Origin of the sequence: Bacillus sp. SH5-2 (assembly GCF_008368905.1) — a bacterium.
In the GTDB taxonomy this organism is placed as follows: Bacteria; Bacillota; Bacilli; order Bacillales; family Bacillaceae_G; genus Bacillus_A; species Bacillus_A luti.
Window position 1 is genome coordinate 74,360 of sequence record NZ_QOSD01000025.1, and the last position, 26,346, is coordinate 100,705.

The window sequence follows — 26,346 nt, forward strand, 5'->3', positions numbered from 1 at the left end:
TTACGTTGCTTCATAAGCTTCTGCTTCTTTAACTGCTAATGGTAAGAAATGTTTGTATTGGCGAAATCCATTAAATGCACTTGCGCTACCAAATAGAACGAATAAGACACCAACGATCATACGGGCAGTTGAAAGTTCTAAAAAGAATTGGTTTATCCCGAAGAATAAGACGAATGAACCGAGTGCCATTGCGGATTTTCCTGAGAGCCAACCTTTCTCCATTGGGCGGTTTGTACGAAAGTATTTTGTTTTGTAGAAGAGGTACAACATAAATGAGACGATAATACAGAAGACTAATACTGGCATAATGCACACTCCCATCGCTTTGTGAAAAATAATAGTGGAGAAAAAAGAAATATCTAAACTTTCTAACTTTTATTATAAAGCAATTGTTCGCATGTATGAAATACTTTCCGTTATAATGGAGGGTAAAGTGAAACTTTTATTAGTGTGAGGATGTTTCCAGGCGCTAATGATTAGTCCGCACCAATTGGGCTTTTGCTGCACGTTAAAGTGAAGAAGTTGAATAAAAAGGAGATTATACATATGCATGAGCAAATTTTAGGAGCAATTAAAGAGTTTGATACGATTATTATTCATCGTCACGTACGTCCGGATCCAGATGCATTAGGTTCACAGGGCGGTCTTAGTACAATTCTGCAAGAATCGTTTCCAGAGAAAAATATTTATACGGTTGGGTACAATGAACCATCACTAGCATACTTACGAGTAATGGACGATATTGAAGATAGTGTATATGAAAATGCACTTGTTATCGTATGTGATACAGCAAACCAAGAACGTGTTGACGATCAACGCTATACAAAAGGGAAGATGTTAATTAAAATTGATCATCATCCAAATGAAGATCCGTACGGAGATATTACGTGGGTAGATACGACAGCAAGTTCTACAAGTGAAATGATTTATGAGTTTTACAGTTATGGAAAAGATAAAGGATTAAAGATAACACAAGAAGCAGCACGCCTTATTTTAGCAGGAATTGTTGGAGATACAGGTCGTTTCTTATTCCCGAATACAACAGCGAAAACACTTCGTTACGTAAGTGAGCTTGTTGATATGGGTGTGAAATTCACAGATTTATACAATGAAATGTATAAGACGAAAGAAAAGATCGCTCGTTTAAACGGTTATATTTTACAAAACTTTACGATGGTAGAAGAAGGAGCGGCTTACATTAAGCTAACGAAAGAAGTATTAGAAGAGTTCGATGTACTTCCTTCTGAAGCATCTGGTGTTGTCGGAGCACTTGGTAATATTGATGGATTAAAGGCGTGGGTTCTGTTTTTAGAGGAAAATGATGTGATTCGTGTTCGTCTTCGTTCAAAAGGACCAGTTATTAATAAATTAGCAATGCAATATAACGGCGGAGGGCATCCGATGGCTTCAGGTGCAAAAGCATCTTCTTGGGAAGAAGCGGATCGTCTGTTTGCTGATTTACGTGAGATTTGTAAATAAGAAATTATATGTTAGAACGAAAAGAAGGAGTGGCGCTAAAGCCCTCCTTCTTTATTTTTCTTTCTCTATCGCAATGCTAATTTCAAGCACAGTATCAAAAGATACTGTATCGACTTTAAAACGATATATACGATCGTAATGTTTGTACGTCTTGTTTTCGATTACCTTTTTGAGTAGGTCTTTATTTTTTGCGATACTTTGTATGTTTTTCGTTAAAAGATGTTGAAGATCATTATGGATAGATGTAGTCATATTTTCGAGTGTAAGGTTGTCTAAATCGTATTTTTCTCGATTTATTATTTTTATTTTAATCTCTTGAATAGTTAAGAGCCGTTTATTTTCCGTATTCAATTTCTCTTGATCTTCGAGAAGGACGTGGAGTTTTGCTTCTTGCTTTTCTATAATTTCTCGTTGCTGTGCTATTTTACTAGCTTGTTCTTGTTGAAAAACACCGTATATGTACAAAAAAACAAACCAACTCAACACGCCTCCAACAGCAGCACCAGCTAAAACTAAATACCATCTTTTAGCTGTATTAGCACTTGGTACTCTCATACATGTTCCTGCGTTAGCCATTTAATAATAATAAGACCAGTTTGCATACCACCAGTTGCGAAAAAAATAAGGAGAATTTGTTTTACGATATCTTTCATATCTCCGCCAAAAAAACTTCTTTCAAAGCTATAAAAAGTATCAAATGTTCCGCCAATTGCTGCAACAAGTGCCCAAATTCTTAAATTTTGAGCAAATTGATTAATATACGTTAGAGCTGGTTTTCCGATAAGAAATGCACCAAATCCGCCAATTAATGAACCGCCAAGTATAACCCCAAAGGCAATAAAATAACTAATAATAAGCAGAGAGAAAAAAGTATGTTCTCTTACATCCATCGTCATTCCCCTTTCTTCTTCATATATATGGACAAAGTATAAGAAGTATGTTTTGATTTCCGCTTTCCTCTTCACCTATAATAAAAGTAGTCAAATAGGTAAAGAGAGGGTACAACAGTGAAGTTTGTGCATTTACAATGTCAAACCGTTTTTAGTTTGTTAAAAAGTGCTTGTAAAATTGATGAGCTTGTAGTCAGGGCAAAAGAGCTTGGTTTTTCATCGCTGGCTATTACGGATGAAAATGTTATGTATGGCGTTATTCCATTTTATAAAGCATGTAAGAAAAATGGTATACAGCCTATTATCGGCTTAACAGCTTCTATTTTTAGTGAAGAAGAAGAAAGGTCTTATCCGCTTGTCTTACTTGCTGAAAATGAAATAGGCTATCAAAATTTATTAAAGATTTCTAGTAGCATTATGACGAAATCAAAAGAAGGTATTCCGAAGAAGTGGCTGGCGCATTATGCGAAAGGGCTAATTGCAATTTCACCAGGGAAAGATGGGGAAATTGAACAGTTATTATTAGAAGACAAAGAGAGTCAGGCTGAAGAAGTAGCTCGCACATATCAAAATATGTTTGGCGATTTTTATATAAGCTTGCAGCATCATGCGATTCAAGATGAGCTGCTTTTACAAGAGAAGCTACCTGAATTTATTAATAAGGTAAACATTCCAGTCGTTGCAACAAATGATGTACGTTATATCAATCAAAGCGATGCACTTGTTCATGAATGCTTATTATCTGTTGAAAGTGGAACGAAAATGACTGATCCAGATAGGCCGAGGCTGAAAACAGATCAATATTATTTAAAGTCATCAGATGAAATGGGAGCACTATTTTCTCAAGCAGAAGAAGCCATTTATAATACAGCAAAAATCGCAGAACGTTGTAATGTAGAAATACCGTTTCATGTAAATCAATTACCAAAATTTCCTGTTCCATCTAACGAAACGAATGATACGTATTTGCGCCGTGTTTGTGAAGAAGGTATGCGTAAAAGATATGGTACGCCGAAAGACGTGCATATAGCGCGTTTGAATCATGAATTAAATGTCATTTCTAGCATGGGATTTAGTGATTATTTCCTTATCGTATGGGACTTTATGAAATATGCGCATGAAAATCATATTTTAACAGGACCAGGCCGTGGATCAGCTGCTGGCTCACTTGTTTCGTATGTATTAGAAATTACAGATATCGATCCGATTGAATACGATTTATTATTTGAGAGATTTTTAAATCCCGAACGTGTGACACTTCCAGATATTGATATCGATTTTCCGGATATAAGACGTGATGAGATGATTCGATATGTGAAAGATAAATATGGTCAGCTTCGTGTTGCGCAAATTGTAACGTTTGGTACACTTGCAGCGAAAGCGGCAATTAGAGACATTGCACGTGTAATGGGGCTGCCGCCGAGAGATATTGACATATTTTCAAAACTTATCCCATCAAAGCTTGGTATAACGTTAAAAGATGCTTATGAAGAGTCACAATCGCTTCGTGAGTTTATTCAAGGAAATCTTTTGCATGAACGTGTATTTGAGATTGCAAAGCGTGTAGAAGGCTTGCCGCGTCATACGTCTATTCATGCAGCTGGCGTTATTATGAGTCAAGAACCGTTAACGGGAAGTGTAGCGATTCAAGAAGGGCATAACGATGTGTATGTTACACAATATCCGGCCGATGCATTAGAAGAACTTGGGTTGCTCAAGATGGACTTTTTAGGGTTACGTAATTTAACGTTACTTGAAAATATTATAAAGTTTATCGTGAAAAAAACGGGGAAACAAATTGATATAAGAAAGTTACCTCTTCAAGATGAAAAGACGTTTCAATTGCTAGGAAGAGGGGATACAACAGGTGTATTCCAACTTGAATCAGGTGGTATGCGAAATGTACTTCGCGGGTTAAAGCCGAATGAATTTGAAGACATCGTCGCTGTTAACTCGTTATACAGACCAGGGCCTATGGAACAAATTCCTACCTTTATTGAATCGAAGCATGGAAAAAGAAAAATTGAATATTTACATCCAGATTTAAAACCGATTTTAGAAAGAACATACGGTGTAATTGTATACCAAGAACAAATTATGCAAATTGCCTCGAAGTTAGCTGGATTTTCGCTCGGAGAGGCAGATTTATTGCGCCGTGCAGTGAGTAAAAAGAATCGTGACATTTTAGATCAGGAACGTAAGCATTTTGTGCAAGGTTGTTTGAAAAACGGTTATGAAGAGACATCTGCAAATAAAATTTACGACTTAATTGTAAGATTTGCGAATTACGGTTTTAACCGAAGTCATGCTGTAGCTTACAGTATGATTGGATATCAACTCGCCTACTTAAAGGCGAATTATACGCTGGAATTTATGACGGCATTATTATCAAGTGCAATTGGAAATGAAGATAAGATTGTGCAGTATATACGAGAAACGAAGCGGAAAGGTTTTCACGTTTTGCCACCGTCTCTTCAAAGAAGTGGTTACAACTTCCAGATAGAAGGGAATGCAATACGTTACAGTTTACTCTCAATTCGAAATATCGGAATGGCTACGGTGACGGCATTACTTGAAGAACGCGAGAAAAAAATGTTCGAAGATTTATTTGAATTTTGTCTTCGTATGCCATCAAAGTTTGTAACAGAGCGAAATTTAGAGGCATTCGTCTGGTCGGGATGTTTCGACGATTTTGGTATTTCGAGAACAAACTTATGGAAAAGTCTTAAAGGGGCATTAGAGTACGCTAATCTTGCACGTGATTTAGGAGATGCTGTTCCAAAATCAAAATACGTACAAGGAGAAGAGCTATCTTTTATTGAACAATTAAATAAAGAAAAAGAAGCACTTGGATTTTATTTATCAAGTTATCCGACAGCACAGTATGTGAAGTTAGGAAAAGAATTAGAAATTCCATCTCTTGCTCAGGCGATGCGACATAAGAAAAAAGTACAAAGAGCTATCGTGTATATAACAAGTGTGAGAGTGATTCGTACGAAAAAGTTGCAAAAGATGGCGTTTATTACATTCTGTGATCAAAATGATGAAATGGAGGCGGTTCTCTTCCCAGAAACGTATATACATTTCTCAGACAAGTTACAAGAAGGGGCAATTGTTTTAGTTGACGGCATAATTGAGCTAAGGAATCATAAGCTACAATGGATTGTAAATGGACTCTATCCGTTAGAAGAAATGGATGCTTATGAAGAAAAGAAAGACGCATCGGTTTATGTGAAATTGCCATCTCAGTATGAGAAAAAGCTTTTAAATCAGGTTACAAAACTATTGTTTGACTATTCAGGTTTTGCGAAAGTACTAATTTATTATGAAAAGGAACATAAAATGGTACAATTATCTCGAAGTTTATCGATTCATCCAAGTGAAGAATGTTTAGGAGCACTTCGTGAAATTGTCGGGGAAGAAAATGTAGTTGTGAAAATATAATGGACAATTTCCCTACACTTCGATTATTATAGTAGTAGTGTTCGTGGTCAGACCACTTGGAGAAATTGATATCAGCTAGAATAATTTGAGGAGAGTGGATAGTTTGTCAACACTTCGTGAAGAAGCACTTCACATGCATAAAGTGCATCAAGGAAAATTAGAAACGGTATCAAAAGTAAAAGTAGAAAATGCAAAAGATTTAAGTCTTGCATATTCTCCAGGGGTTGCAGAGCCTTGTAAAGAAATTTATGACGATAAAAGTAAGGTATATGAATATACGATGAAGGGAAATATGGTAGCAGTTGTGACTGATGGAACGGCTGTACTTGGTCTTGGTAACATTGGACCTGAAGCATCTCTTCCAGTAATGGAAGGTAAAGCTGTATTATTCAAGAGCTTTGCTGGTGTAGATGCATTCCCGATTGCCTTAAATACAAACGATGTAGATAAAATTGTTGAAACTGTAAAATTAATGGAGCCAACTTTTGGCGGCGTTAACTTAGAAGATATCGCAGCACCAAACTGCTTCATTATCGAAGAACGTTTGAAAAAAGAAACAAATATTCCTATCTTCCATGATGATCAACACGGAACAGCTATCGTAACAGTAGCGGGTCTTGTGAACGCACTGAAATTAGTTGGAAAGAAAATGTCTGACATTAAAGTTGTTGCAAATGGCGCAGGTGCAGCAGGTATTGCAATTATTAAACTTTTATATCGCTATGGTGTACGTGACGTTATTATGTGTGACCGTAAAGGTGCGATCTACGAAGGTCGTCCTGCAGGTATGAATCCGGTTAAGGATGAAGTTGCAAAATATACGAATAAGAATCGTATTGAAGGTTCTTTAGCTGATGTTGTACAAGGTGCGGACGTATTTATTGGTGTATCTGCAGAAGGTGCATTAACAGAAGAGATGGTTCGTACAATGAATGACGATGCAATTATTTTTGCAATGGCGAATCCGGTTCCAGAAATTATGCCAGAATTGGCAAAAGCAGCGGGCGCAGCTGTTGTTGGAACAGGTCGTTCTGACTTCCCGAACCAAGTAAATAATGTACTAGCGTTCCCTGGTATTTTCCGCGGAGCACTTGATGTACATGCGACACAAATTAACGAAGAAATGAAGATGGCAGCTGTACAGGCCATTGCAGAGCTTGTAGCAGAAGCTGAGTTAAATGCAGATTATATCATTCCAGCACCGTTTGACGCGCGTGTAGCGCCTCAAGTAGCGGCTTATGTTGCGAAAGCTGCAATGGAGACAGGAGTAGCTCGCCGTCAAGTAGATCCAAATGAGATCGCTGAGAAAACAAAACAATTAGCGCTGATTGGTAAAGAATAAGCGAGGAATTTCCATTGACATCATCAAATACAAAAGTATATCTCGAAATTGTAAAAAAAATCCGTTCTATTATGGAAGAGGATGGATTGGTAGCGGGGGATCGTTTGCCGTCTGAGCGTGAGTTAAGTTCACGCTTAAACGTTGGACGCTCCTCTGTAAGAGAAGCATTGCGTGCTCTAGAACTTGTAGGGTTAATTGAAACGAGACGTGGTGAAGGGACGTTTATTCGAAACTTTTACGATAACGGTCTTGTACAATTAATCGCTCCATTTTTATTGCAAGATGAGAAGACAATTCGTGATTTATTGCAAACAAAACGATTGCTTGAAAAAGATATGATTCGAATTGTATGTAATTTACCGAAAGAAACGTTTTCTAAAGTACTAAGGAAATTAGATCAAGTACTTGAAGAAAATGAAAGCTCAATTCCAACGCTTCATCAAACATTCTTTAAAACACTTATTGAACAAGTCGATAATTATTTACTATATCGCATTTGGATGATCGTAAATGATTATGTAGCAACTCTTTCTTGTGAGGTTTCAGGAGACTCTATCGATTTGTATAGAAAGCTTTATGCGACTTTGGAAGAAAAACAAGAAAATGATGCACTAAAAATTTACGATGAATTAGTAGAGAATATACAGTTTCACTCGTAATGTATAAAATTTGTCGAAATGACCATGACACGTTATGACAAACATTCTACCGCATAGCGGTTAAAGTTAAACGTAAAGAGAGAGGTTATTAGACAGATTGAGAAGATAAGGCTAACATCAAACTTTGGTGTTAGCCCCATTTTCTTCTTACGCTAACCTTAGCTCTCAACGAAGGGGGTCAAATTGTGCTAAGAGATTTATTCGTGAAAAAGAAAAAGTACGCTGCAATACCTTCAGAACAAGTACGGAAAGATGTACCTGATGGCGTTATGACAAAATGTCCGAAATGTAAAAAAATCATGTATACGAAAGAGCTTTTAAAAAATTTAAAAGTATGTGTGAACTGTGGATATCATCATCCTATGAATGCATGGGAACGTCTTGATAGTATATTGGACGAGGGGTCATTCCGTGAGTATGACAAAGAAATGGTTTCATTAAATCCACTCGAGTTTCCTGGATATGAGGAGAAATTAGAGAGCGATCGTAAGAAGACTGAATTAAACGAAGCGGTTGTAACTGGTGAAGGAACAATTGATGACATGCTTGTTGTTGTTGCAGTAATGGATTCTCGTTTTCGAATGGGGAGCATGGGCTCTGTAGTAGGAGAAAAAATTGCCCGTGCGGTTGAAAAGGCATACGACTTACAAGTTCCATTTATTATCTTTACTGCTTCGGGTGGTGCCCGTATGCAAGAAGGGATATTAAGTTTAATGCAAATGGCAAAAACAAGCGTAGCTTTGAAAAAGCATAGTAATGCAGGAGGATTATTTATTTCTGTTATGACTCATCCAACGACGGGCGGGGTTTCAGCGAGTTTCGCTTCACTTGGTGATTATAATCTTGCAGAACCAGGCGCACTTATCGGATTTGCCGGTAGACGTGTAATTGAACAAACCGTGCGTGAGAAACTACCGGAGGACTTCCAAACGGCAGAATTCTTATTAGACCATGGTCAATTAGATGCGGTTGTGCATCGTGATGATATGAGGGAATCACTTCGCAAGATTTTAGAAGTTCATCAAGGAGGGGAAATGGCTGTATGGCAGAGCTAGAATTTGAGAAACCGGTTGTTGAGCTAAGAAATAAGATTCGTGAACTGAAAGACTATACGAAAAACAGCCAGATGGACTTCAGTGAGGAGATTCGTATTTTGGAAGACAAGCTAGAAAATTTAGAGGAAGATATATACGGCAATATGAAAGTATGGGACCGTGTTCAAATTGCTCGTCATGCAGAAAGACCGACAACGCTCGATTATATTGAGCACTTATTTACTGATTTTTTTGAATGTCATGGAGATCGCCTATTTGGTGATGATGCAGCGATTGTCGGCGGCATTGCGAAATATAAGGGGATGCCTGTAACTGTAATTGGGCATCAACGCGGAAAAGATACGAAAGAAAATATTCGTCGTAATTTTGGGATGCCTCATCCAGAAGGTTATCGAAAAGCACTGCGTCTCATGAAGCAAGCGGAGAAGTTTAATCGTCCAATTATTTGTTTTATTGATACGAAAGGAGCTTATCCTGGTAAAGCTGCTGAAGAACGTGGTCAAAGTGAAGCTATCGCCCGCAACCTATTTGAAATGGCAGGTTTAACGGTACCTGTTATTTGTATCGTTATCGGTGAAGGAGGTAGTGGTGGTGCGCTAGGTCTTGGAGTAGGAGATTACATTCATATGCTAGAAAATTCCACTTATTCTGTCATTACACCAGAGGGCGCAGCGGCAATTCTTTGGAAAGATGCAGGAAAGGCGAAGGAAGCTGCAGAAGCGATGAGAATTACAGCGGCAGATCTGAAAGAATTAGGTGTAATTGACGAAATTATTCCAGAAGCAAAAGGTGGCGCACACCGTAATATTTTGAAACAGTCGGAAAATATCGACTTAATGATTAGAAAAACTTTTGAACAATTAAACGGAATTTCGAAAGATGAATTAATCGAAAAACGTTATGAAAAATATATGAAAATTGGGCAAGTTTCGTTTTCAAACGCTTCCATTTGGATAAAATAAGAAAAGCGTGCGTTCCACTTCGCGAATGCACGTTTTTATTATGAAAAGACACATCTTCTCCATTGTAATTTTATATTTTTTCGTGTTATTTTATTATAAGGCAAATAATCTTTATGAGGTGAGTACAAATGAAACGTATTGGTGTATTAACAAGTGGTGGAGATTCACCTGGTATGAATGCTGCCATTCGTGCAGTTGTTCGTAAAGCGATTTTCCATGATATTGAAGTATATGGTATTTACCATGGATACGCTGGATTAATTTCTGGTCACATTGAAAAATTAGAACTAGGTTCTGTTGGCGATATTATCCACCGCGGTGGTACGAAATTATATACAGCAAGATGTCCTGAGTTTAAAGATCCAGAAGTACGACTAAAAGGTATCGAGCAATTAAAGAAACACGGTATCGAAGGACTTGTTGTTATTGGTGGAGATGGTTCTTACCAAGGCGCTAAAAAATTAACTGAACAAGGATTCCCATGTGTTGGTGTACCAGGTACAATCGACAATGATATCCCAGGAACAGACTTCACAATTGGTTTCGATACAGCTTTAAACACTGTTATTGATGCAATTGATAAAATCCGTGACACAGCTACATCTCATGAACGTACATATGTTATCGAAGTAATGGGACGTCACGCTGGTGATATCGCATTATGGGCTGGTTTAGCTGATGGTGCGGAAACAATCTTAATTCCAGAAGAAGAGTATGACATGGAAGATGTTATTGCTCGTCTGAAGCGTGGTAGTGAACGTGGTAAAAAACATAGTATTATCGTTGTAGCTGAAGGTGTTGGAAGTGCAATCGACTTCGGTAAGCAAATCGAAGAAGCGACAAACTTTGACACTCGTGTAACTGTATTAGGCCACGTACAACGTGGTGGATCACCAAGTGCACAAGACCGTGTATTAGCAAGCCGTCTTGGCGCAAGAGCAGTTGAGTTGTTAATTGCTGGTAAAGGTGGACGTTGTGTAGGTATTCAAAATAATAAACTTGTTGACCATGACATTATCGAAGCGTTAGCTCAAAAACATACGATCGATAAAGATATGTGTCAATTATCTAAAGAATTATCCATCTAATCGGCGTAACGTCGGATATTTGGGAACGGTTTCATAATTTTCGGAGGTGCAATATGCGTAAAACTAAAATTGTATGTACAATAGGTCCTGCTAGTGAAAGTATTGAGAAATTAGAACAATTAATCGAAGCGGGTATGAACGTTGCTCGTTTAAACTTCTCTCACGGTAGCCACGAAGAACATGGCGCTCGTATTAAAAACATTCGTGAAGCTTCAAAGAAAACTGGTAAAACAGTTGGTATTTTACTTGATACAAAAGGTCCAGAAATCCGTACTCACGACTTCGTAGACGGACAAGCTGAGCTTGTAACAGGTGCAGAAGTAGTTCTTTCTACTGAGCAAGTATTAGGTACTGCAGAGAAGTTCTCTGTATCTTATGCTGGTCTTTATGACGATGTAGACCCAGGTTCTCGCATTCTAATCGATGACGGTCTTATCGAGTTAGAAGTAATCGAAAAAGCTGACGGAAACATCCGTACGAAAGTTCTTAACAGCGGAACTGTAAAAAATAAAAAAGGTGTTAACGTACCGAACGTAAGCATTAAGCTTCCTGGTATCACTGAAAAAGACGTAAAAGATATCATCTTCGGTATCGAGCAAAAAGTTGATTTCATCGCAGCTTCATTCGTACGTAAAGCAGCTGACGTATTAGAAATCCGTGAATTATTAGAAGAGCATAACGCTCAATACATCCAAATCGTACCAAAAATCGAAAACCAAGAGGGTATCGACAACATCGATTCAATCTTAGAAGTTTCTGACGGTTTAATGGTAGCTCGTGGTGACATGGGTGTAGAAATTCCACCAGAAGAAGTACCATTAGTACAAAAACGTCTAATCAAAAAATGTAACGTGTTAGGTAAACCAGTTATTACTGCAACACAAATGTTAGATTCTATGCAACGTAACCCACGTCCAACTCGTGCGGAAGCAAGTGACGTAGCTAACGCAATCTTCGATGGTACAGATGCAATCATGCTTTCAGGTGAAACAGCTGCTGGACAGTATCCAGTAGAAGCAGTAACAATGATGGCTAACATTGCAGTACGTGTTGAAAAATCATTACAATATGAAGATATGTTCAAAAAACGTATTAAAGAGTTCACTCCAACAATTACAGATGCAATTAGCCAATCTGTTGCGCATACAGCACTTGCTCTTGATGTAGCTGCAATCGTAGCTCCAACAGAAAGTGGATATACTGCGAAAATGATCTCTAAATACCGTCCGAAATCACCAATCGTAGCTGTAACATCTGACGAGCAAGTAGGCCGTCGTCTTGCACTTGTTTGGGGTGTACAAGCATTTATGGCTGAGAAGCGCGCAGCTTCTACTGACGAAATGTTAGATACAGCAATTCAAACAGGTATGGATGCAGGTCTAATCGGACTTGGAGATACTGTAGTAATCACTGCTGGCGTACCAGTTGCTGAAACTGGTACAACAAACTTAATGAAAATCCACGTTGTTGGTGAAGAAGTTGCTAAAGGACAAGGAATCGGTCGTAAAGCTGCAAAAGGTAAAGTAGTTGTAGCAAAAACAGCTGCTGAAGCTGTAGCGAACGTAAACAAAGGTGATATCCTTGTTACAACAAGCACAGATAAAGATATGATCCCTGCAATCGAAAAAGCTGCAGCTTTAGTCGTAGAAGAAGGCGGTCTAACAAGCCACGCGGCTGTTGTAGGCGTATCAATCGGTATTCCTGTTATCGTTGGTGTAAATGGCGTAACAGCAACTTTAAAAAATGGCCAAGAAGTAACAGTTGATGCGGCACGCGGAATTGTTTATAATGGACATGCGGAAGTGCTATAAGTAATACGGAGAGAAGGATCGGAGTCCTTCTCTTTTTTTTACACAAAAATGGAGTATAAATAGTTTGAGATGCCTGAAAACGCTTAGGAGAACCGTTTATTATGAGGGTTAAGGGAAAGGTAGTTTCGTTTCTAAAGGGCTTGTATGAGCGTTATAAAGGCGTTAAAAACGAAGTGTAAAAGAGGTGTGGAACTATGAAATGGTTGTTATTCTTGTTGATTTTAATACCGGCGATTGAGATTACGGTATTAATTGGATCGAGTCATGTAATAGGTCTATGGTCTACGTTCGCTATGATTGTATTTACTGGTGTTGTAGGTGTGTATTTGGCGAAAAGGCAAGGATTTAAAGTGCTTAGAGAGATTCAATCTAAGTTGAATAGAGGAGAAATGCCAGGTGAGGCGGTACTAGATGGTATTTTTGTGTTTGTAGGAGGGATTCTTTTAGTGCTTCCTGGCTATGTGACGGATGTAATAGGTTTTATTTTTGTTATCCCTATTACGAGGGCTTTGTTGAAACCGCTTGTTATGAAATGGATGGAATGGAAGTTTAGAAAGAGCTCTACTATTATTGTGCAGAAATAGTACTTAGATCATATTGATCTAAGTACTATTTTTTTGCTTGCAAAAGGGTGAGAGGTTGGTCAAAGTTCTGTTAATTAAAGTTTTTCTTTATTATATGTACTGTGTATTTATGTGATTTAAGGATTTAGTGGCTCGTAATGAGTGTGTTGTAGGAAGATCTTTCTGAACTAAAGCTTATTTTTGAGTATAAAATGAATCAATTGGTATGGAAAAAGTTAGATAAGAGTAGGAAATTGTTAGTTTAAGTCGTATTCTGTGCCACTTTGTATATTTATTCATTTACATAAAAAGTAATAAATGTAAGTAATAATTATAAAATAAATAGAATAAATATGTAAAAATACCTCGAAATATGTGTTTTTATGCAAAAAAACAAGAGAATTATCCTTTTTTTGGTAAATCCTCTTGTTGTATGTAATGAGTGTGAAAAATAAGTACAAGGAATAATCAGTGGGAAATTCCCACTGATTACATGTAAGTTTTTTGTTGTATATGAATTAGAAACTATTATTTTGAAGGTGAGCCTTTAATATATTTCCACAAATCATGGAAGACACGAGCTTTGTGCAATGTATTAAGTAGTACTAAGATGACTGGACCGATGATTAATCCTAAAAAGCCAAAGAGCTTAAAGCCAACGAATAGAGCGATCAGTGTCGCTAATGGATCGAGGCCGATATTAGAGGAAAGTACTTTAGGCTCCATAATTTGTCTTTGGACAATCACGACGATGTATAAAATGAGAAGACCAATGGCGAATGCTGTGTCGCCAGTGAAAAATACGTATATAACCCAAGGAACGAAGACGGCTCCTGTTCCTAAATACGGGAGTAAATCTACAACTCCTGTAATAATCGCGATAGTAATTGCATATGGTACGCGTAATATTAAAAGCCCGATTAGTACAATAACGGTTGTCATAGATACGAGTGTAAGTTGTGCTTTAACAAAACCGAACAACGCTTTTCTTAAATCGACAAAAATAGTCTTTCCGTAGCCGTGTACCCGATTAGGTAGAAATTTTCTTACTTTCTGAGCAAGACGATGCCAATCGTAACTAATGAAGAAAGTAGCTAATAAAACGAATACAAGCACAGTTAAAGTCGTTGGTAGTGCGCTAATGAAATTTGTTAACCCGCTTATAATGGCAGTTAAAAGTTCTTTCATTTGTGTCGTTGCTTCGGTTCCTAAGTTTTGTATGTTTTGTGTAATCGTATAGCGCTGTGGTTCTCCGAGATGATTAAATTTTGAGATTAAATCATCGTAGAGAGGCATAATATGATTAAGTGCAAATTGCTGAGCGAATGTAACGATATCTGGAAACTTTACTGTAACAATTTGTAGTAAGTATGTTGTGGCGGATATTGCTTCCGTTACAAGGTATGTAACAAGTCCAACGATAGCTCCGAATACGAGAATTAAGCTAACGAGTACTGCCAGTGCGCGAGGGAATTGTAGTTTTTGATTAAGAAAATTGACGACAGGATTAATCAAATAAGCAAATGCAAAAGCGATAATAAAAGGATAGATAAGCCCTGACATGTATAGTAATGCATAGAACCCAACTACCGTTGCTACAATGACAAATATGAGTCGCAATATCATATATAGTAAGTTTCGGTTCAAAGATGTATACCTCCCATTCCAATTTGGATTATCCTAATTCGTTCAACTTATAACGAGTGTGACGCACTGATTAAAGTTTCACTTTATGTTATAGTGGAATGATGGATTTTTACCTGCTTTTTCAGTACGTGAGTGACTGTGAAAGCTTGGTGTTGATGCTTCTACTATATGGTAAAAACTTCATTTTCTCTTCTTTTTATTTTACCTGTTTCTTATTAGAAAAGAAAGAAGAGACGACCGTTTTCAAACATGTATACATGCTTTAATTTTTTTGTGTGAAAGTCTCGGTTTTGCATTTTAAAATACATAAAAAAATTGAAGATGTTATCGATAAATAGGCATCCGTATATCATGTATAACGATAGGTTTAAAGGTATTTTTGTTTGGAAATGAGTTCATTATTTTCAGAAAGGAAGTGCAGACATGATTAGTCAGTCAACGTTATTTTTATTCATACTACTTATTATAGGACTTATTGCGAAAAACCAATCGCTTACTGTAGCTATTGGTGTGCTATTTTTATTGAAATTTACGTTTCTAGGGGATAAAGTCTTTCCTTATCTGCAAACGAAAGGGATTAACCTCGGTGTTACGGTTATTACAATAGCGGTACTCGTACCGATTGCGACGGGAGAAATAGGGTTTAAACAACTTGGAGAAGCAGCGAAATCGTATTATGCATGGATTGCTTTAGCTTCAGGGGTAGCAGTTGCTTTGTTAGCAAAAGGCGGCGTGCAATTATTAACGACAGATCCTCATATTACAACTGCGCTCGTTTTCGGGACAATTATAGCAGTTGCTTTATTTAATGGGGTTGCTGTAGGTCCATTAATTGGGGCTGGAATTGCCTATGCAGTTATGAGTATTATACAGATGTTTAAATAAGGAATTTTATAGTAATATAAAAATTTTGAATTCTTTCTGTTCACAAAAGTCAGATAATTGTTTATAATAGGATTAGAAACTTTGAAAAGTTACATAACAGCAGAGACTTTACACCAGATAAAATAAAAACAACATAAAACAATTTTATAATGATATTGTTTTATGTTGTTTTTATCATAAAACTCTTCGGAATTCATTTTCCTCACTAACTTGTTGTTTTGAGCGTGAGGATTCGGGGAGACATTCACGCTCATGCTTTCCATGTAGGTAATGGACATTAAGAGGGGAACATCGCAAAAAATTTGCATGATCGTGCATTTTGCTTGCCTAAAGAGTGAACGAGCGTTCATAATTTATAAGGGGAGCAAATAGATATAAGGAGCAAGGTTGGGAGAATTTTCAGGAAAAGGAGAGAATGTCATGACTGTTATTCGAGGTTTAGAAGGGGTAGTAGCAACAACATCATCTGTGAGCTCTATTATTGATGATACATTAACTTATGTTGGGTATAATATTGATGATTTAGCTGAGAATGCTACATTTGAAGAAGTAGTGTACTTATTATGGCACCGCAAGCTTCCTAACGAAAAAGAACTAGCGGAATTTAAAGGCACTGTATCTGAATACTATAAAGTTCCAGGTGAGATTTTAACATATTTGAAACAAGTAGATTTAAAAATTGCGCATCCGATGTCTGTTTTACGAACTGCAATTTCCATGCTATCATTATACGATGAGAGCGCTGAAATTATGGATGGAAAGTCCAATTATTTGAAAGCGGTTAAATTACAGGCTCAAGTAGGAACTTTAATTGCTGCTTATGCAAGAATCCGTAAAGGTTTAGACGTTGTTGAGCCGAAAAAAGATTTATCACTAGCTGCAAACTTCTTGTACATGTTAAATGACCGCGAGCCAAATGAAGTTGAAATTGAAGCTTTTGATAAGGCGCTTGTACTTCATGCGGATCATGAGTTAAACGCTTCTACATTTACTGCACGTGTTTGCGTAGCTACACTTTCAGATGTATATTCTGGTATTACAGCAGCAATTGGTGCATTAAAAGGTCCTCTTCACGGCGGGGCAAATGAAAATGTAATGAAGATGTTAACTGAAATTGGCGAAGAAGAAAATGTAGAATCATATATTCATAATGCTCTTCAAAATAAAGTGAAAATTATGGGATTTGGCCACCGTGTATATGAGCATGGTGATCCACGTGCAAAACATTTACGTGAAATGTCTAAGAGATTATGCGTGCTTTTAGGAGAAGACAAATGGTATAATATGTCTATCAAAATTGAAGACATTGTAACAAAAGAAAAAGGTCTTCCACCAAATGTTGATTTCTATTCAGCTTCTGTATACCATTGTTTAGGAATTGACCATGACTTATTTACACCTATTTTTGCAATTAGCCGTATGTCAGGCTGGTTAGCTCATATTCTAGAACAATATGAAAACAACCGTTTAATCCGTCCGCGTGCTGATTATAATGGACCAACACATCAAGTGTATGTTCCAATTGCACAACGATAAGCGAAAACACTATTTCGATAGTAAAAATACGCTTTCAAAAGTCTGATTTTTTCGGGAAGATGTAATGATTAGAATATTTTAATTTTACTAACGGTTTGAACTGAGGGGTTATTCCCTCAGTTTCATACATATGAAATTTCAAACATGGGGGTTATCACATTGACAACAGGTGAAAAAATTACTGTAACTAATGGTGTTATGAATGTACCAAACAATCCGATTATTCCATTTATCGAAGGAGATGGAATTGGTCCTGATATTTGGGCAGCTGCATCTCGCGTACTAGAAGCAGCAGTTGAAAAAGCTTATGATGGTGAGAAGAAAATCGTTTGGAAAGAAGTGCTTGCAGGGGAAAAAGCATTCAACCAAACAGGCGAGTGGTTACCAGAAGAGACTTTAAATTTAATCCGTGAATATTTAATCGCGATTAAAGGCCCACTTACAACTCCAGTTGGCGGTGGTATTCGTTCTCTAAACGTAGCGCTTCGTCAAGAATTAGATTTATATGTATGTCTGCGTCCAGTTCGTTACTTTGAAGGTGTTCCTTCACCTGTAAAACGTCCGGAAGATACTGATATGGTTATTTTCCGTGAAAATACAGAAGACATTTATGCTGGAATTGAATATGCACAAGGATCTCCAGAAGCAGAAAAAGTTCTTGCTTTCTTAAAAGAAGCAATGGGTGTTAATAAAATCCGCTTCCCAGAAACATCTGGTATTGGTATTAAGCCGATCTCAGAAGAAGGGACAAAGCGTCTTGTTCGTGCTGCAATTCAATATGCAATTAACGAAAAACGCTCTTCTGTTACATTAGTTCATAAAGGAAACATTATGAAATTTACAGAAGGTGCTTTCAAAAACTGGGGTTACGAAGTAGCGGAACAAGAATTCGGCGATAAAGTATTTACTTGGGCTGAATATGATCGTATCGTTGAAAAAGATGGAAAAGATGCAGCGAATAAAGCGATGGCAGACGCTGAAGTGGCTGGAAAAATCATCGTAAAAGATTCTATTGCAGACATCTTCTTACAACAAATTTTAACTCGTCCACGTGAGTTCGATGTTGTTGCAACAATGAACTTAAACGGAGACTACATCTCTGATGCACTTGCTGCACAAGTAGGTGGAATTGGGATTGCACCTGGTGCAAACATTAACTATGTGACTGGACATGCTATCTTTGAAGCTACACATGGTACAGCTCCAAAATATGCAGGTTTAGATAAAGTGAATCCATCTTCTGTTCTTCTTTCTGGTGTACTATTATTAGAGCACTTAGGATGGAACGAAGCAGCGAAATTAGTAACAGCTTCAGTTGAGAAAACAATTGCATCAAAAGTAGTAACATATGACTTCGCTCGTCTAATGGAAGGCGCAACAGAAGTGAAATGTTCTGAGTTCGCTAATGAACTTATTAAAAACATGGATGTAGCGATAATCAAAAACGCATAATTAAAGCGGGGGGTAAATTATGACAATCAAACGCAAGAAAGTTTCAGTCATCGGTGCAGGATTTACAGGAGCAACAACAGCATTCTTATTAGCACAAAAAGAACTTGCAGATGTTGTATTAGTGGACATTCCACAGCTGGAAAATCCAACAAAAGGGAAAGCGTTAGATATGTTAGAAGCGAGCCCAGTACAAGGTTTTGATGCTAACATTATTGGAACATCTGATTACGCAGATACTGCTGATTCTGACGTTGTCGTTATTACAGCAGGTATTGCGCGTAAGCCTGGTATGAGCCGTGATGACCTAGTAGCAACAAACTCTAAAATTATGAAAAGTATTACGCGCGACATTGCAAAACATTCACCAAATGCGATTATTGTTGTATTAACAAACCCAGTTGATGCAATGACATATTCTGTATTTAAAGAGGCGGGATTCCCGAAAGAACGTGTAATCGGTCAATCGGGCGTATTAGATACAGCTCGTTTCCGTACATTCATTGCGCAAGAATTAAATCTTTCTGTGAAAGACATTACAGGATTTGTTCTTGGTGGACACGGTGACGATATGGTACCTCTTGTACGTTATTCCTATGCAGGTGGCATTCCGTTAGAAACGTTAATTCCGAAAGAGCGTTTAGAGGCAATTGTAGAACGTACACGTAAAGGTGGCGGCGAGATTGTAGGCTTATTAGGAAACGGTAGTGCATATTACGCACCAGCTGCTTCTTTAGTTGAAATGACAGAAGCAATCTTAAAAGATCAACGCCGTGTATTACCGGCTATTGCGTACCTTGAAGGTGAATATGGTTATAGTGACCTTTACTTAGGGGTACCAGTCATTTTAGGTGGTAACGGAATTGAACAAATTATTGAGTTAGAACTTCTTGCAGATGAAAAAGAAGCGTTAGATCGCTCTGTAGAATCTGTACGTAACGTTATGAAAGTTCTTGTTTAATAATTAAATATAAGCGGAAAAAGATTCGGGGCCCCGAATCTTTTTCTACTATTTATTGAAATATTTTTTTGAAATAATATGAAAACGCTATCATTTGGTGTATCCTATAATGAAACTATAGACTTATACTATACATTGCCCTCATCATAGTAAATTTCGGATAAGGTATCGCTTTTAGTAGGATAATAAGGTGAAAAAATCGGAGGGGGTTGTAACATGTTAAAGAAAAAAGTTCAAATTGGTCGTAAAATGGATGAAATTACAGTAGGAGAGAAATTATCTATCACTGAAAAAATTGAGGATAAAGATTTGTTATTGTACTTAGGGTTAACGAATGATGCCAATCCATTATATATTCAGCATGATTACGCATCCCAAACTCCGTATGAAAAGCCGATTGTACCAAGCATTATGCTAACTGGAATGATTACAACGGCAGTTACGAAATATTTACCAGGTCCAGGTAGCCATATTACTAGGAAGGACCTTACGTTCGTGAAGCATGTTCACCATTATGAAACGTTACAAATCCACTTTGAAGTAGTGGCTGTTTCTGAGGAGGAACATACAATTGATATGCTTGTATCTGCTCATGATGAAAAAGGAGATACTGTTGTGAAAGGCTCATTAACAGTAACACCACCTTATAAATCTGTTTCCATTATGGAAAAAGCATTGGATAATTTTTAAAAGTTGAAAGTTAGAATGATATAAAAGTAGCGCTAGTCATATTCTTATTAAGGATATGCTAGCGCTACTTTTTTTGGAAGGTGATATAGCTGTGAAATGGAAAAGTGAAGACATAACCTTTGAAACGATAAGAGAAGCTGAAGTGTGGGCCGATTCAATCGCGAATGAAATGTACGGGAGAGTATTTGATGGATATGAAACACCAGATTATAAAATAGCGTATGCTCTTTCGTTTTTCTTAGCGCAAAATCAAGATTTTAAAGTTCATACGAAAGTGAGCTTTAAAGAAGAGAGAGAAATCTATAAAGTTTGGCAAAATCCTATGTAGCTGTAGGCGGGGCGTAATTACATCTGTTTTCTCAATTCTATACAAACGAACTCCATGAATAGACAATTATATTGAGGGGGAACCTGTTTTCTAGTATGATGAGAATAACGGGGAAAATACTAGGATGAAGAAGGTTTCAAGTCTATAACTTGGAGGAAAAGAATGAACAATCGTATTTTAGTAGTTGATGATGAGGAGTTTATCTTAACTTTAATTGAATTTAATTTACAACAAGCTGGTTTTGAAGTTATAACAGCGATGGATGGAGAAATGGCGCTTCAAAAAGCGACAACAGAACGTCCGGATTTAATTATATTAGATTTAATGCTTCCAAAAATGGATGGTATGGAAGTTTGTAAAGAATTACGATTGCAGCGCGTTATGACGCCGATTTTAATGTTAACAGCAAAAGATGATGAGTTTGATAAGGTGCTAGGTCTTGAACTTGGGGCAGATGATTATATGACGAAGCCATTTAGTCCAAGGGAAGTAGTTGCTCGTGTGAAGGCGATTTTGCGTCGTACGAAATTGCAACAAGAAGAACAAGTTGCAGAAGCGCCAGATGAAGATAGCATCCTAATTGCAGAACTTAAAATTTTACCAGAGTTTTATGAGGCTTATTTCCAAGGAAGAAAGCTTGAATTAACACCAAAAGAATTTGAACTACTTGTTTATCTTGCGAAAAATAAGAGTCGCGTATTGACGCGTGATCAATTATTAAGTGCTGTATGGAATTATGATTTTGCTGGTGATACGCGAATTGTTGATGTCCATATAAGCCATTTGCGCGATAAAATTGAACAAAATACGAAAAAACCGACGTACATTAAAACGATACGTGGTTTAGGTTATAAATTAGAGGAGCCAAAAGGGGATGAATAAATTTCGTTCCAGGCTTCTTTTTACATTTGTTTCTCTTATTGTGTTTATTTTAGTCGGACTAGGTTTGTTGCTGGAAACCGTGTTTGAAAACTACTATATAGATCATGCTAAAGAGAGAATGGTAAAAGAGATAGAGTATGTTGCCGTATTAGCAGAAGAACAAGGCTTTGATGATGTTTTAAAAAATCCGTATGTATTTGAAAAGTTGGAAGAGAAAATACCAGCTTCTATTCTATTTGTGGATGAAAACAATAAAGTTCAATATAGCAAAGGGCAACGATCTGCGTTTAGCCAAGAGATGATTAAAGAACTTTCCTCTGAAACAGCGAAGCAAAGAAATAAAGTGATTACGAAAGAAACGGATCAAAAAAATAAGTTTTATCATGTTGTATTCGTTCAGGATGTAGAAGGAAAACAAGGATATATTTTGGTGAAAAGTACAATTGATACTTTGAGGGATGTTCACCAGAAAACGTGGGGATTATTAATCATTGGATTTGTCATCGCTTGTCTCGTAGTTGTATTCTTGGGTATGAAAATTACAGGGCAATATATTAGACCGATTGAATCCGTTACGAAAGTTGCAATCGAATTAGCGAAGGGTAATTATAAAGCGCGTGCATACGAAAGTCATTCGGATGAAACAGGAATGCTGAGTAAAGCAATTAATATTTTAGCGCGTAATTTACAAGAGATGACGCTTGAGCAAGAAATGCAACAAGACCGCCTGCACACATTAATTGAAAATATGGGAAGTGGAATGATTCTAATTGATAGCCGCGGTTATATAAATCTTGTAAACCGTTCGTATAAGGAGACTTTCCACGTAACAGACGAAGAATATTTAGATCGTTTATACTATGAGTCGTTCCACCATACAGAAATTATAGAGCTAGTGGAAGAAATCTTTATGACAGAAGTGAAAGTGCGTAAACAAATGTTGTTACCACTTGGAATTGAGCGAAAGCATTTCGAAGTATATGGAGCACCGATTATTGGGACAAACCATGAATGGAAAGGGATTGTTCTTGTATTCCATGATATTACTGAGCTGAAGAAATTGGAACAAATGAGAAAAGACTTTTTAGCGAATGTTTCTCATGAACTAAAAACGCCGATTACTTCTATTAAAGGTTTTTCAGAAACGCTCTTAGACGGTGCTATGGATAATAAAAAATTCTGCGAACATTTCTTGCATATTATTTTAAAAGAAAGTGAACGTATGCAAGGGTTAATTGAAGATTTATTAGATTTATCAAAGATTGAGCAACAAGGATTTAAATTGAGTATGGGGACCGTTGATATGAAGGGGCTTCTTGAAGACATTCATATGGTGCTTGATAATAAAGCGGGAGAAAAAGAAATCTCTTTACAAGTAAATGCGTTAAAACGTGTCTCTGTCATTGGAGATCCAAGTCGTTTGAAGCAAATCTTTATTAATTTAATGAATAACGCAATCGTATATACACCTGCTGGAGGCGTTGTTTCTGTAGAATTAGCAGAAGATAAATATAATGCTTATATAAAAGTATCGGATACTGGAATTGGTATTAGTAAAGATGAAATTCCACGTATTTTTGAACGCTTTTACCGAGTGGATAAAGCGAGAAGTAGAAATACTGGTGGTACAGGCCTTGGGTTATCGATTGTAAAGCATTTAGTTGAGGCGCATCACGGTACAATTACAGTGGATAGTGAAGTTGGAGAAGGGACAACATTTACGGTTGTTTTACCAAAATCAGCAACTGATAAATAGGATGATGGATGTTTACAATATATTAACAATGGCTTAATTAAATATTAATAAAGCTCTGTTAATATAATAGATGAAAACCCCTTCATCCAAGGAGTAATTTTGGACGAGAGTAGTTGTGCTATTCTCGTCACTTCCCTTTATGCCAATATAAGCCGATTTATATATAGGAAAATAACCGTTATTTTTCTTCTCTCTATTAGTCATGTTAATATAGAGAGAGGAAAGGAACGGTTTTTTTCTGTGAAAAAAATCATTTCAAATTTGTATGGGGAGGTTTCGATTTTGGAAAAAAAGGTCGTACTAGTAGATGGTAATAATATCGCGTATCGTGCTTTCTTTGCACTACCGCTTTTAAATAACGACAAAGGTATACATACGAACGCAATTTACGGTTTTACAATGATGTTAATGAGAATATTAGAGGAAGAAAAGCCGACGCATATGTTAGTAGCATTTGATGCAGGTAAAACAACGTTCCGTCATAAAACGTATAGTGAGTATAAGGGCGGACGTCAAAAGACTCCACCTGAATTATCAGAGCAGTTCCCGTTTATTCGTGAAATGCTTGATGCGTTCAATGTGCCACGTTATGAGCTGGAAAATTACGAAGCGGATGACATTATGGGAACGTTAGCGAAAGAAGCGAGTGAGCAAGGGGCAAGTGTAAAAGTTATTTCAGGAGATAAAGATTTACTTCAACTTGTTTCTGATAACACGCTTGTATGCATTCCTCGAAAAGGAATTACAGAAGTAGATGAATATACGACAGAAGCTTTATTTGAGAAATACAGTTTATCACCAAAACAAATTATCGATATGAAAGGTTTAATGGGAGACCAATCAGATAATATTCCAGGTGTACCAGGAGTTGGTGAAAAAACTGCGATTAAATTGTTAACACAGTTTGGAACGGTTGAAGCAGTATATGAAAATATAGATCAAGTAAGCGGGAAGAAATTAAAAGAAAAGCTGGAAGCAAATAAAGACCAAGCTCTTATGAGTAAAGATCTTGCAACAATTATTACAGACGCACCAATTACTGTGAATGTGGATGATATGGAGTATAAAGGATATGAAGCAAGTGATGTCATTCCAATGTTCGAGAATTTAGGATTTACATCTCTTTTAAATAAGTTAGGTGTTACACCTGAGGAAACAGCTCCAGCTGAATTAGATGATATTACATTTGATATCGTGGAAGAAGTTACAGAAGAAATGCTTCAGCAAGATAGTGCACTTATTGTTGAAGTACAGGAAGATAACTATCATAAAGCGGATATTCAAGGTTTTGGTATTCAAAATGAAAATGGTTGTTACTTTATTCAGACAGACATTGCTCTTAAGTCAGATGCTTTTAAAGAGTGGCTTGCAAATGGAGAAATGAGAAAGCATACATTTGATGCGAAGCGTGCGATCGTTGCACTGAAATGGAACGGTATAGATATACAAGGGATTGACTTTGATTTATTAATCGCTGCTTATTTACTTGACCCGGCTGATACAGATAAAGATTTCCGTACTGTAGCGAAAATGAAAGAAACGCATGCTGTGAAATCTGATGAAGAAGTTTACGGAAAAGGTGCGAAGCGTGCTGTTCCAGAGCTAGAAGTAGTAGCGGAGCATGTCGCTCGTAAAGTGCATGTATTACATGATGTAAAGCAAACATTCGTTGAAGAGTTAGAAAAGAATGAGCAATATGAACTGTTTACAGAGTTAGAATTGCCACTTGCACGTGTATTAGCTGATATGGAAGTAAAAGGTGTAAAAGTTGATACGGAACGTCTTCGTAATATGGGAGTAGAACTTGCAGGTAGATTAAAGGAAATGGAACAGGAAATTTATAAGCTTGCGGGAACGGAATTTAATATTAATTCACCGAAGCAGCTTGGTGTTATTCTGTTTGAAAACTTAAATTTACCAGTTATTAAAAAGACGAAAACAGGCTATTCTACGTCAGCTGATGTACTAGACAAGCTGATGGATCACCATGAAATTATTCCAAACATTTTACATTACCGTCAATTAGGAAAACTAAATTCAACTTATATTGAAGGTTTATTAAAAGTTGTACATGAAGATTCATCTAAAATTCATACTCGTTTCAATCAAGTATTAACGCAAACAGGCCGATTAAGTTCAACGGATCCGAACTTGCAAAATATCCCGATTCGATTAGAAGAAGGGAGAAAGATTCGTCAGGCATTCGTTCCATCAGAAGAAGGGTGGATTATGTACGCAGCAGATTATTCGCAAATTGAACTTCGTGTATTAGCTCATATTGCAAATGATAAAGGGCTAGTCGAAGCGTTCCAACATGACATGGATATTCATACGAAAACAGCTATGGATGTATTTGGTGTTGAAAAAGATGAAGTAACTTCGAATATGAGACGACAAGCGAAAGCTGTTAACTTCGGAATTGTGTATGGTATTAGTGATTATGGTCTTTCACAAAACCTAGGTATTACAAGAAAAGCAGCAGCGGAATTTATTGAAAAGTATTTAGAAAGTTTCCCTGGTGTACAAGAATACATGGATGACATCGTAAAAGATGCGAAGCAAAAAGGATATGTGGCTACCTTATTAAATCGCCGCCGTTACATTCCAGAAATTACGAGTCGTAATTTCAACTTGCGTAGCTTCGCTGAGCGTACAGCTATGAATACACCAATTCAAGGTACTGCAGCAGATATTATTAAAAAAGCGATGATTATTATGGCGGATCGTCTAGAAGAAGAAGGATTACAAGCGCGTCTTCTTCTGCAAGTACACGATGAATTAATATTTGAAGCACCAAAAGAAGAAATTGAAAAATTAGAGAAGCTTGTACCTGAAGTGATGGAACATGCAATTGAACTCGCAGTTCCGCTGAAAGTTGATTATTCTTACGGTCCAACTTGGTACGACGCAAAATAAGGA

General features: G+C 37.1%; 22 protein-coding genes. 18 read left to right on the forward strand and 4 right to left on the reverse strand.

The annotated features are described in order from the left end of the window. A complete protein-coding gene (locus DN410_RS21920) occupies positions 1-306 on the reverse strand; it encodes a YtpI family protein (protein WP_001144781.1) in 306 nt (101 codons plus the stop codon). A gap of 240 nt (positions 307-546) precedes the next feature. Here DN410_RS21920 and DN410_RS21930 point away from each other — a divergent pair, with 240 nt between their 5' ends. Beyond that, positions 547-1,479: a DHH family phosphoesterase gene (locus tag DN410_RS21930; RefSeq protein ID WP_218947477.1), complete on the forward strand. Its 933-nt coding sequence runs from the start codon at positions 547-549 to the stop codon at positions 1,477-1,479. Between the two features lie 51 nt (positions 1,480-1,530). Here DN410_RS21930 and ytrI read toward each other — a convergent pair whose 3' ends face one another. Both ytrI and DN410_RS21940 read right to left on the reverse strand, forming a co-directional pair. After that, positions 1,531-2,034 (reverse strand): sporulation membrane protein YtrI, encoded by a 504-nt coding sequence (ytrI, locus tag DN410_RS21935; protein ID WP_149178050.1) that lies wholly within the window; start codon positions 2,032-2,034, stop codon positions 1,531-1,533. After that, a complete protein-coding gene (locus DN410_RS21940; RefSeq protein WP_002019462.1) occupies positions 2,031-2,444 on the reverse strand; it encodes a YtrH family sporulation protein in 414 nt (137 codons plus the stop codon). The genes ytrI and DN410_RS21940 overlap by 4 nt, the downstream gene beginning before the upstream one ends. Positions 2,445-2,486: 42 nt before the next feature. On the opposite strand from DN410_RS21940, the gene dnaE reads away from it, so the two are divergent. The 8 genes from dnaE to DN410_RS21980 all read left to right on the forward strand — a co-directional run bounded on the left by dnaE (position 2,487) and on the right by DN410_RS21980 (position 13,314). Then, a complete protein-coding gene (gene dnaE / locus DN410_RS21945; protein WP_149178051.1) occupies positions 2,487-5,813 on the forward strand; it encodes a DNA polymerase III subunit alpha in 3,327 nt (1,108 codons plus the stop codon). A 133-nt stretch (positions 5,814-5,946) separates the two neighbouring features. Continuing rightward, the gene (ystJ, locus tag DN410_RS21950; protein ID WP_179958635.1) at positions 5,947-7,155 is read left to right on the forward strand and encodes an NADP-dependent malic enzyme; all 1,209 of its coding nucleotides are present in this window, start codon (positions 5,947-5,949) and stop codon (positions 7,153-7,155) included. A gap of 14 nt (positions 7,156-7,169) precedes the next feature. Next, positions 7,170-7,814: a FadR/GntR family transcriptional regulator gene (locus DN410_RS21955; RefSeq protein ID WP_149178053.1), complete on the forward strand. Its 645-nt coding sequence runs from the start codon at positions 7,170-7,172 to the stop codon at positions 7,812-7,814. 185 nt (positions 7,815-7,999) lie between these two features. Continuing rightward, on the forward strand, positions 8,000-8,869 hold the full coding sequence (gene accD / locus DN410_RS21960; protein ID WP_071710384.1) for an acetyl-CoA carboxylase, carboxyltransferase subunit beta: 870 nt from the start codon (positions 8,000-8,002) through the stop codon (positions 8,867-8,869). Then, positions 8,857-9,831 carry an acetyl-CoA carboxylase carboxyl transferase subunit alpha gene (gene accA, locus DN410_RS21965; protein ID WP_000818792.1) on the forward strand — a complete coding sequence of 325 codons (975 nt, stop codon included), beginning with the start codon at positions 8,857-8,859 and terminating at the stop codon, positions 9,829-9,831. Before accD ends, accA begins: the two co-directional genes overlap by 13 nt. Before the next feature lie 128 nt (positions 9,832-9,959). After that, on the forward strand, positions 9,960-10,919 hold the full coding sequence (gene pfkA, locus DN410_RS21970; protein WP_149178054.1) for a 6-phosphofructokinase: 960 nt from the start codon (positions 9,960-9,962) through the stop codon (positions 10,917-10,919). A 53-nt stretch (positions 10,920-10,972) separates the two neighbouring features. Beyond that, the gene (gene pyk, locus DN410_RS21975) at positions 10,973-12,730 is read left to right on the forward strand and encodes a pyruvate kinase (RefSeq protein WP_149178055.1); all 1,758 of its coding nucleotides are present in this window, start codon (positions 10,973-10,975) and stop codon (positions 12,728-12,730) included. Positions 12,731-12,924: 194 nt separating this feature from the next. After that, the gene (locus DN410_RS21980; RefSeq protein WP_149178056.1) at positions 12,925-13,314 is read left to right on the forward strand and encodes an FxsA family protein; all 390 of its coding nucleotides are present in this window, start codon (positions 12,925-12,927) and stop codon (positions 13,312-13,314) included. 507 nt (positions 13,315-13,821) lie between these two features. Here the strand turns inward: DN410_RS21980 and ytvI are convergent. Beyond that, positions 13,822-14,940 carry a sporulation integral membrane protein YtvI gene (gene ytvI / locus DN410_RS21985; protein ID WP_149178057.1) on the reverse strand — a complete coding sequence of 373 codons (1,119 nt, stop codon included), beginning with the start codon at positions 14,938-14,940 and terminating at the stop codon, positions 13,822-13,824. Positions 14,941-15,363: 423 nt separating this feature from the next. On the opposite strand from ytvI, the gene DN410_RS21990 reads away from it, so the two are divergent. The 9 genes from DN410_RS21990 to polA all read left to right on the forward strand — a co-directional run bounded on the left by DN410_RS21990 (position 15,364) and on the right by polA (position 26,343). Further along, positions 15,364-15,825 (forward strand): DUF441 domain-containing protein, encoded by a 462-nt coding sequence (locus tag DN410_RS21990; protein WP_000625507.1) that lies wholly within the window; start codon positions 15,364-15,366, stop codon positions 15,823-15,825. Positions 15,826-16,212: 387 nt separating this feature from the next. Next, entirely contained in the window at positions 16,213-17,361 is a 1,149-nt protein-coding gene (gene citZ, locus DN410_RS22000; protein ID WP_149178059.1) for a citrate synthase, read from the forward strand. 159 nt (positions 17,362-17,520) lie between these two features. Continuing rightward, positions 17,521-18,813 (forward strand): NADP-dependent isocitrate dehydrogenase, encoded by a 1,293-nt coding sequence (icd, locus tag DN410_RS22005; protein ID WP_000206898.1) that lies wholly within the window; start codon positions 17,521-17,523, stop codon positions 18,811-18,813. Between the two features lie 19 nt (positions 18,814-18,832). Beyond that, positions 18,833-19,771 carry a malate dehydrogenase gene (mdh, locus tag DN410_RS22010; RefSeq protein WP_149178060.1) on the forward strand — a complete coding sequence of 313 codons (939 nt, stop codon included), beginning with the start codon at positions 18,833-18,835 and terminating at the stop codon, positions 19,769-19,771. 216 nt (positions 19,772-19,987) lie between these two features. Then, on the forward strand, positions 19,988-20,461 hold the full coding sequence (locus tag DN410_RS22015) for a MaoC family dehydratase (protein ID WP_000914178.1): 474 nt from the start codon (positions 19,988-19,990) through the stop codon (positions 20,459-20,461). 91 nt (positions 20,462-20,552) lie between these two features. After that, positions 20,553-20,789: a hypothetical protein gene (locus DN410_RS22020; protein ID WP_149178061.1), complete on the forward strand. Its 237-nt coding sequence runs from the start codon at positions 20,553-20,555 to the stop codon at positions 20,787-20,789. A gap of 162 nt (positions 20,790-20,951) precedes the next feature. Continuing rightward, positions 20,952-21,671 (forward strand): two-component system response regulator PhoP, encoded by a 720-nt coding sequence (phoP, locus tag DN410_RS22025; RefSeq protein ID WP_149178062.1) that lies wholly within the window; start codon positions 20,952-20,954, stop codon positions 21,669-21,671. After that, positions 21,664-23,427, forward strand: coding sequence for a sensory box histidine kinase PhoR (gene phoR / locus DN410_RS22030; protein ID WP_149178063.1), 1,764 nt, complete (start codon positions 21,664-21,666; stop codon positions 23,425-23,427). Before phoP ends, phoR begins: the two co-directional genes overlap by 8 nt. Before the next feature lie 282 nt (positions 23,428-23,709). Then, entirely contained in the window at positions 23,710-26,343 is a 2,634-nt protein-coding gene (polA, locus tag DN410_RS22035) for a DNA polymerase I (RefSeq protein WP_149178064.1), read from the forward strand. The last annotated feature ends 3 nt before the right edge of the window (positions 26,344-26,346 follow it).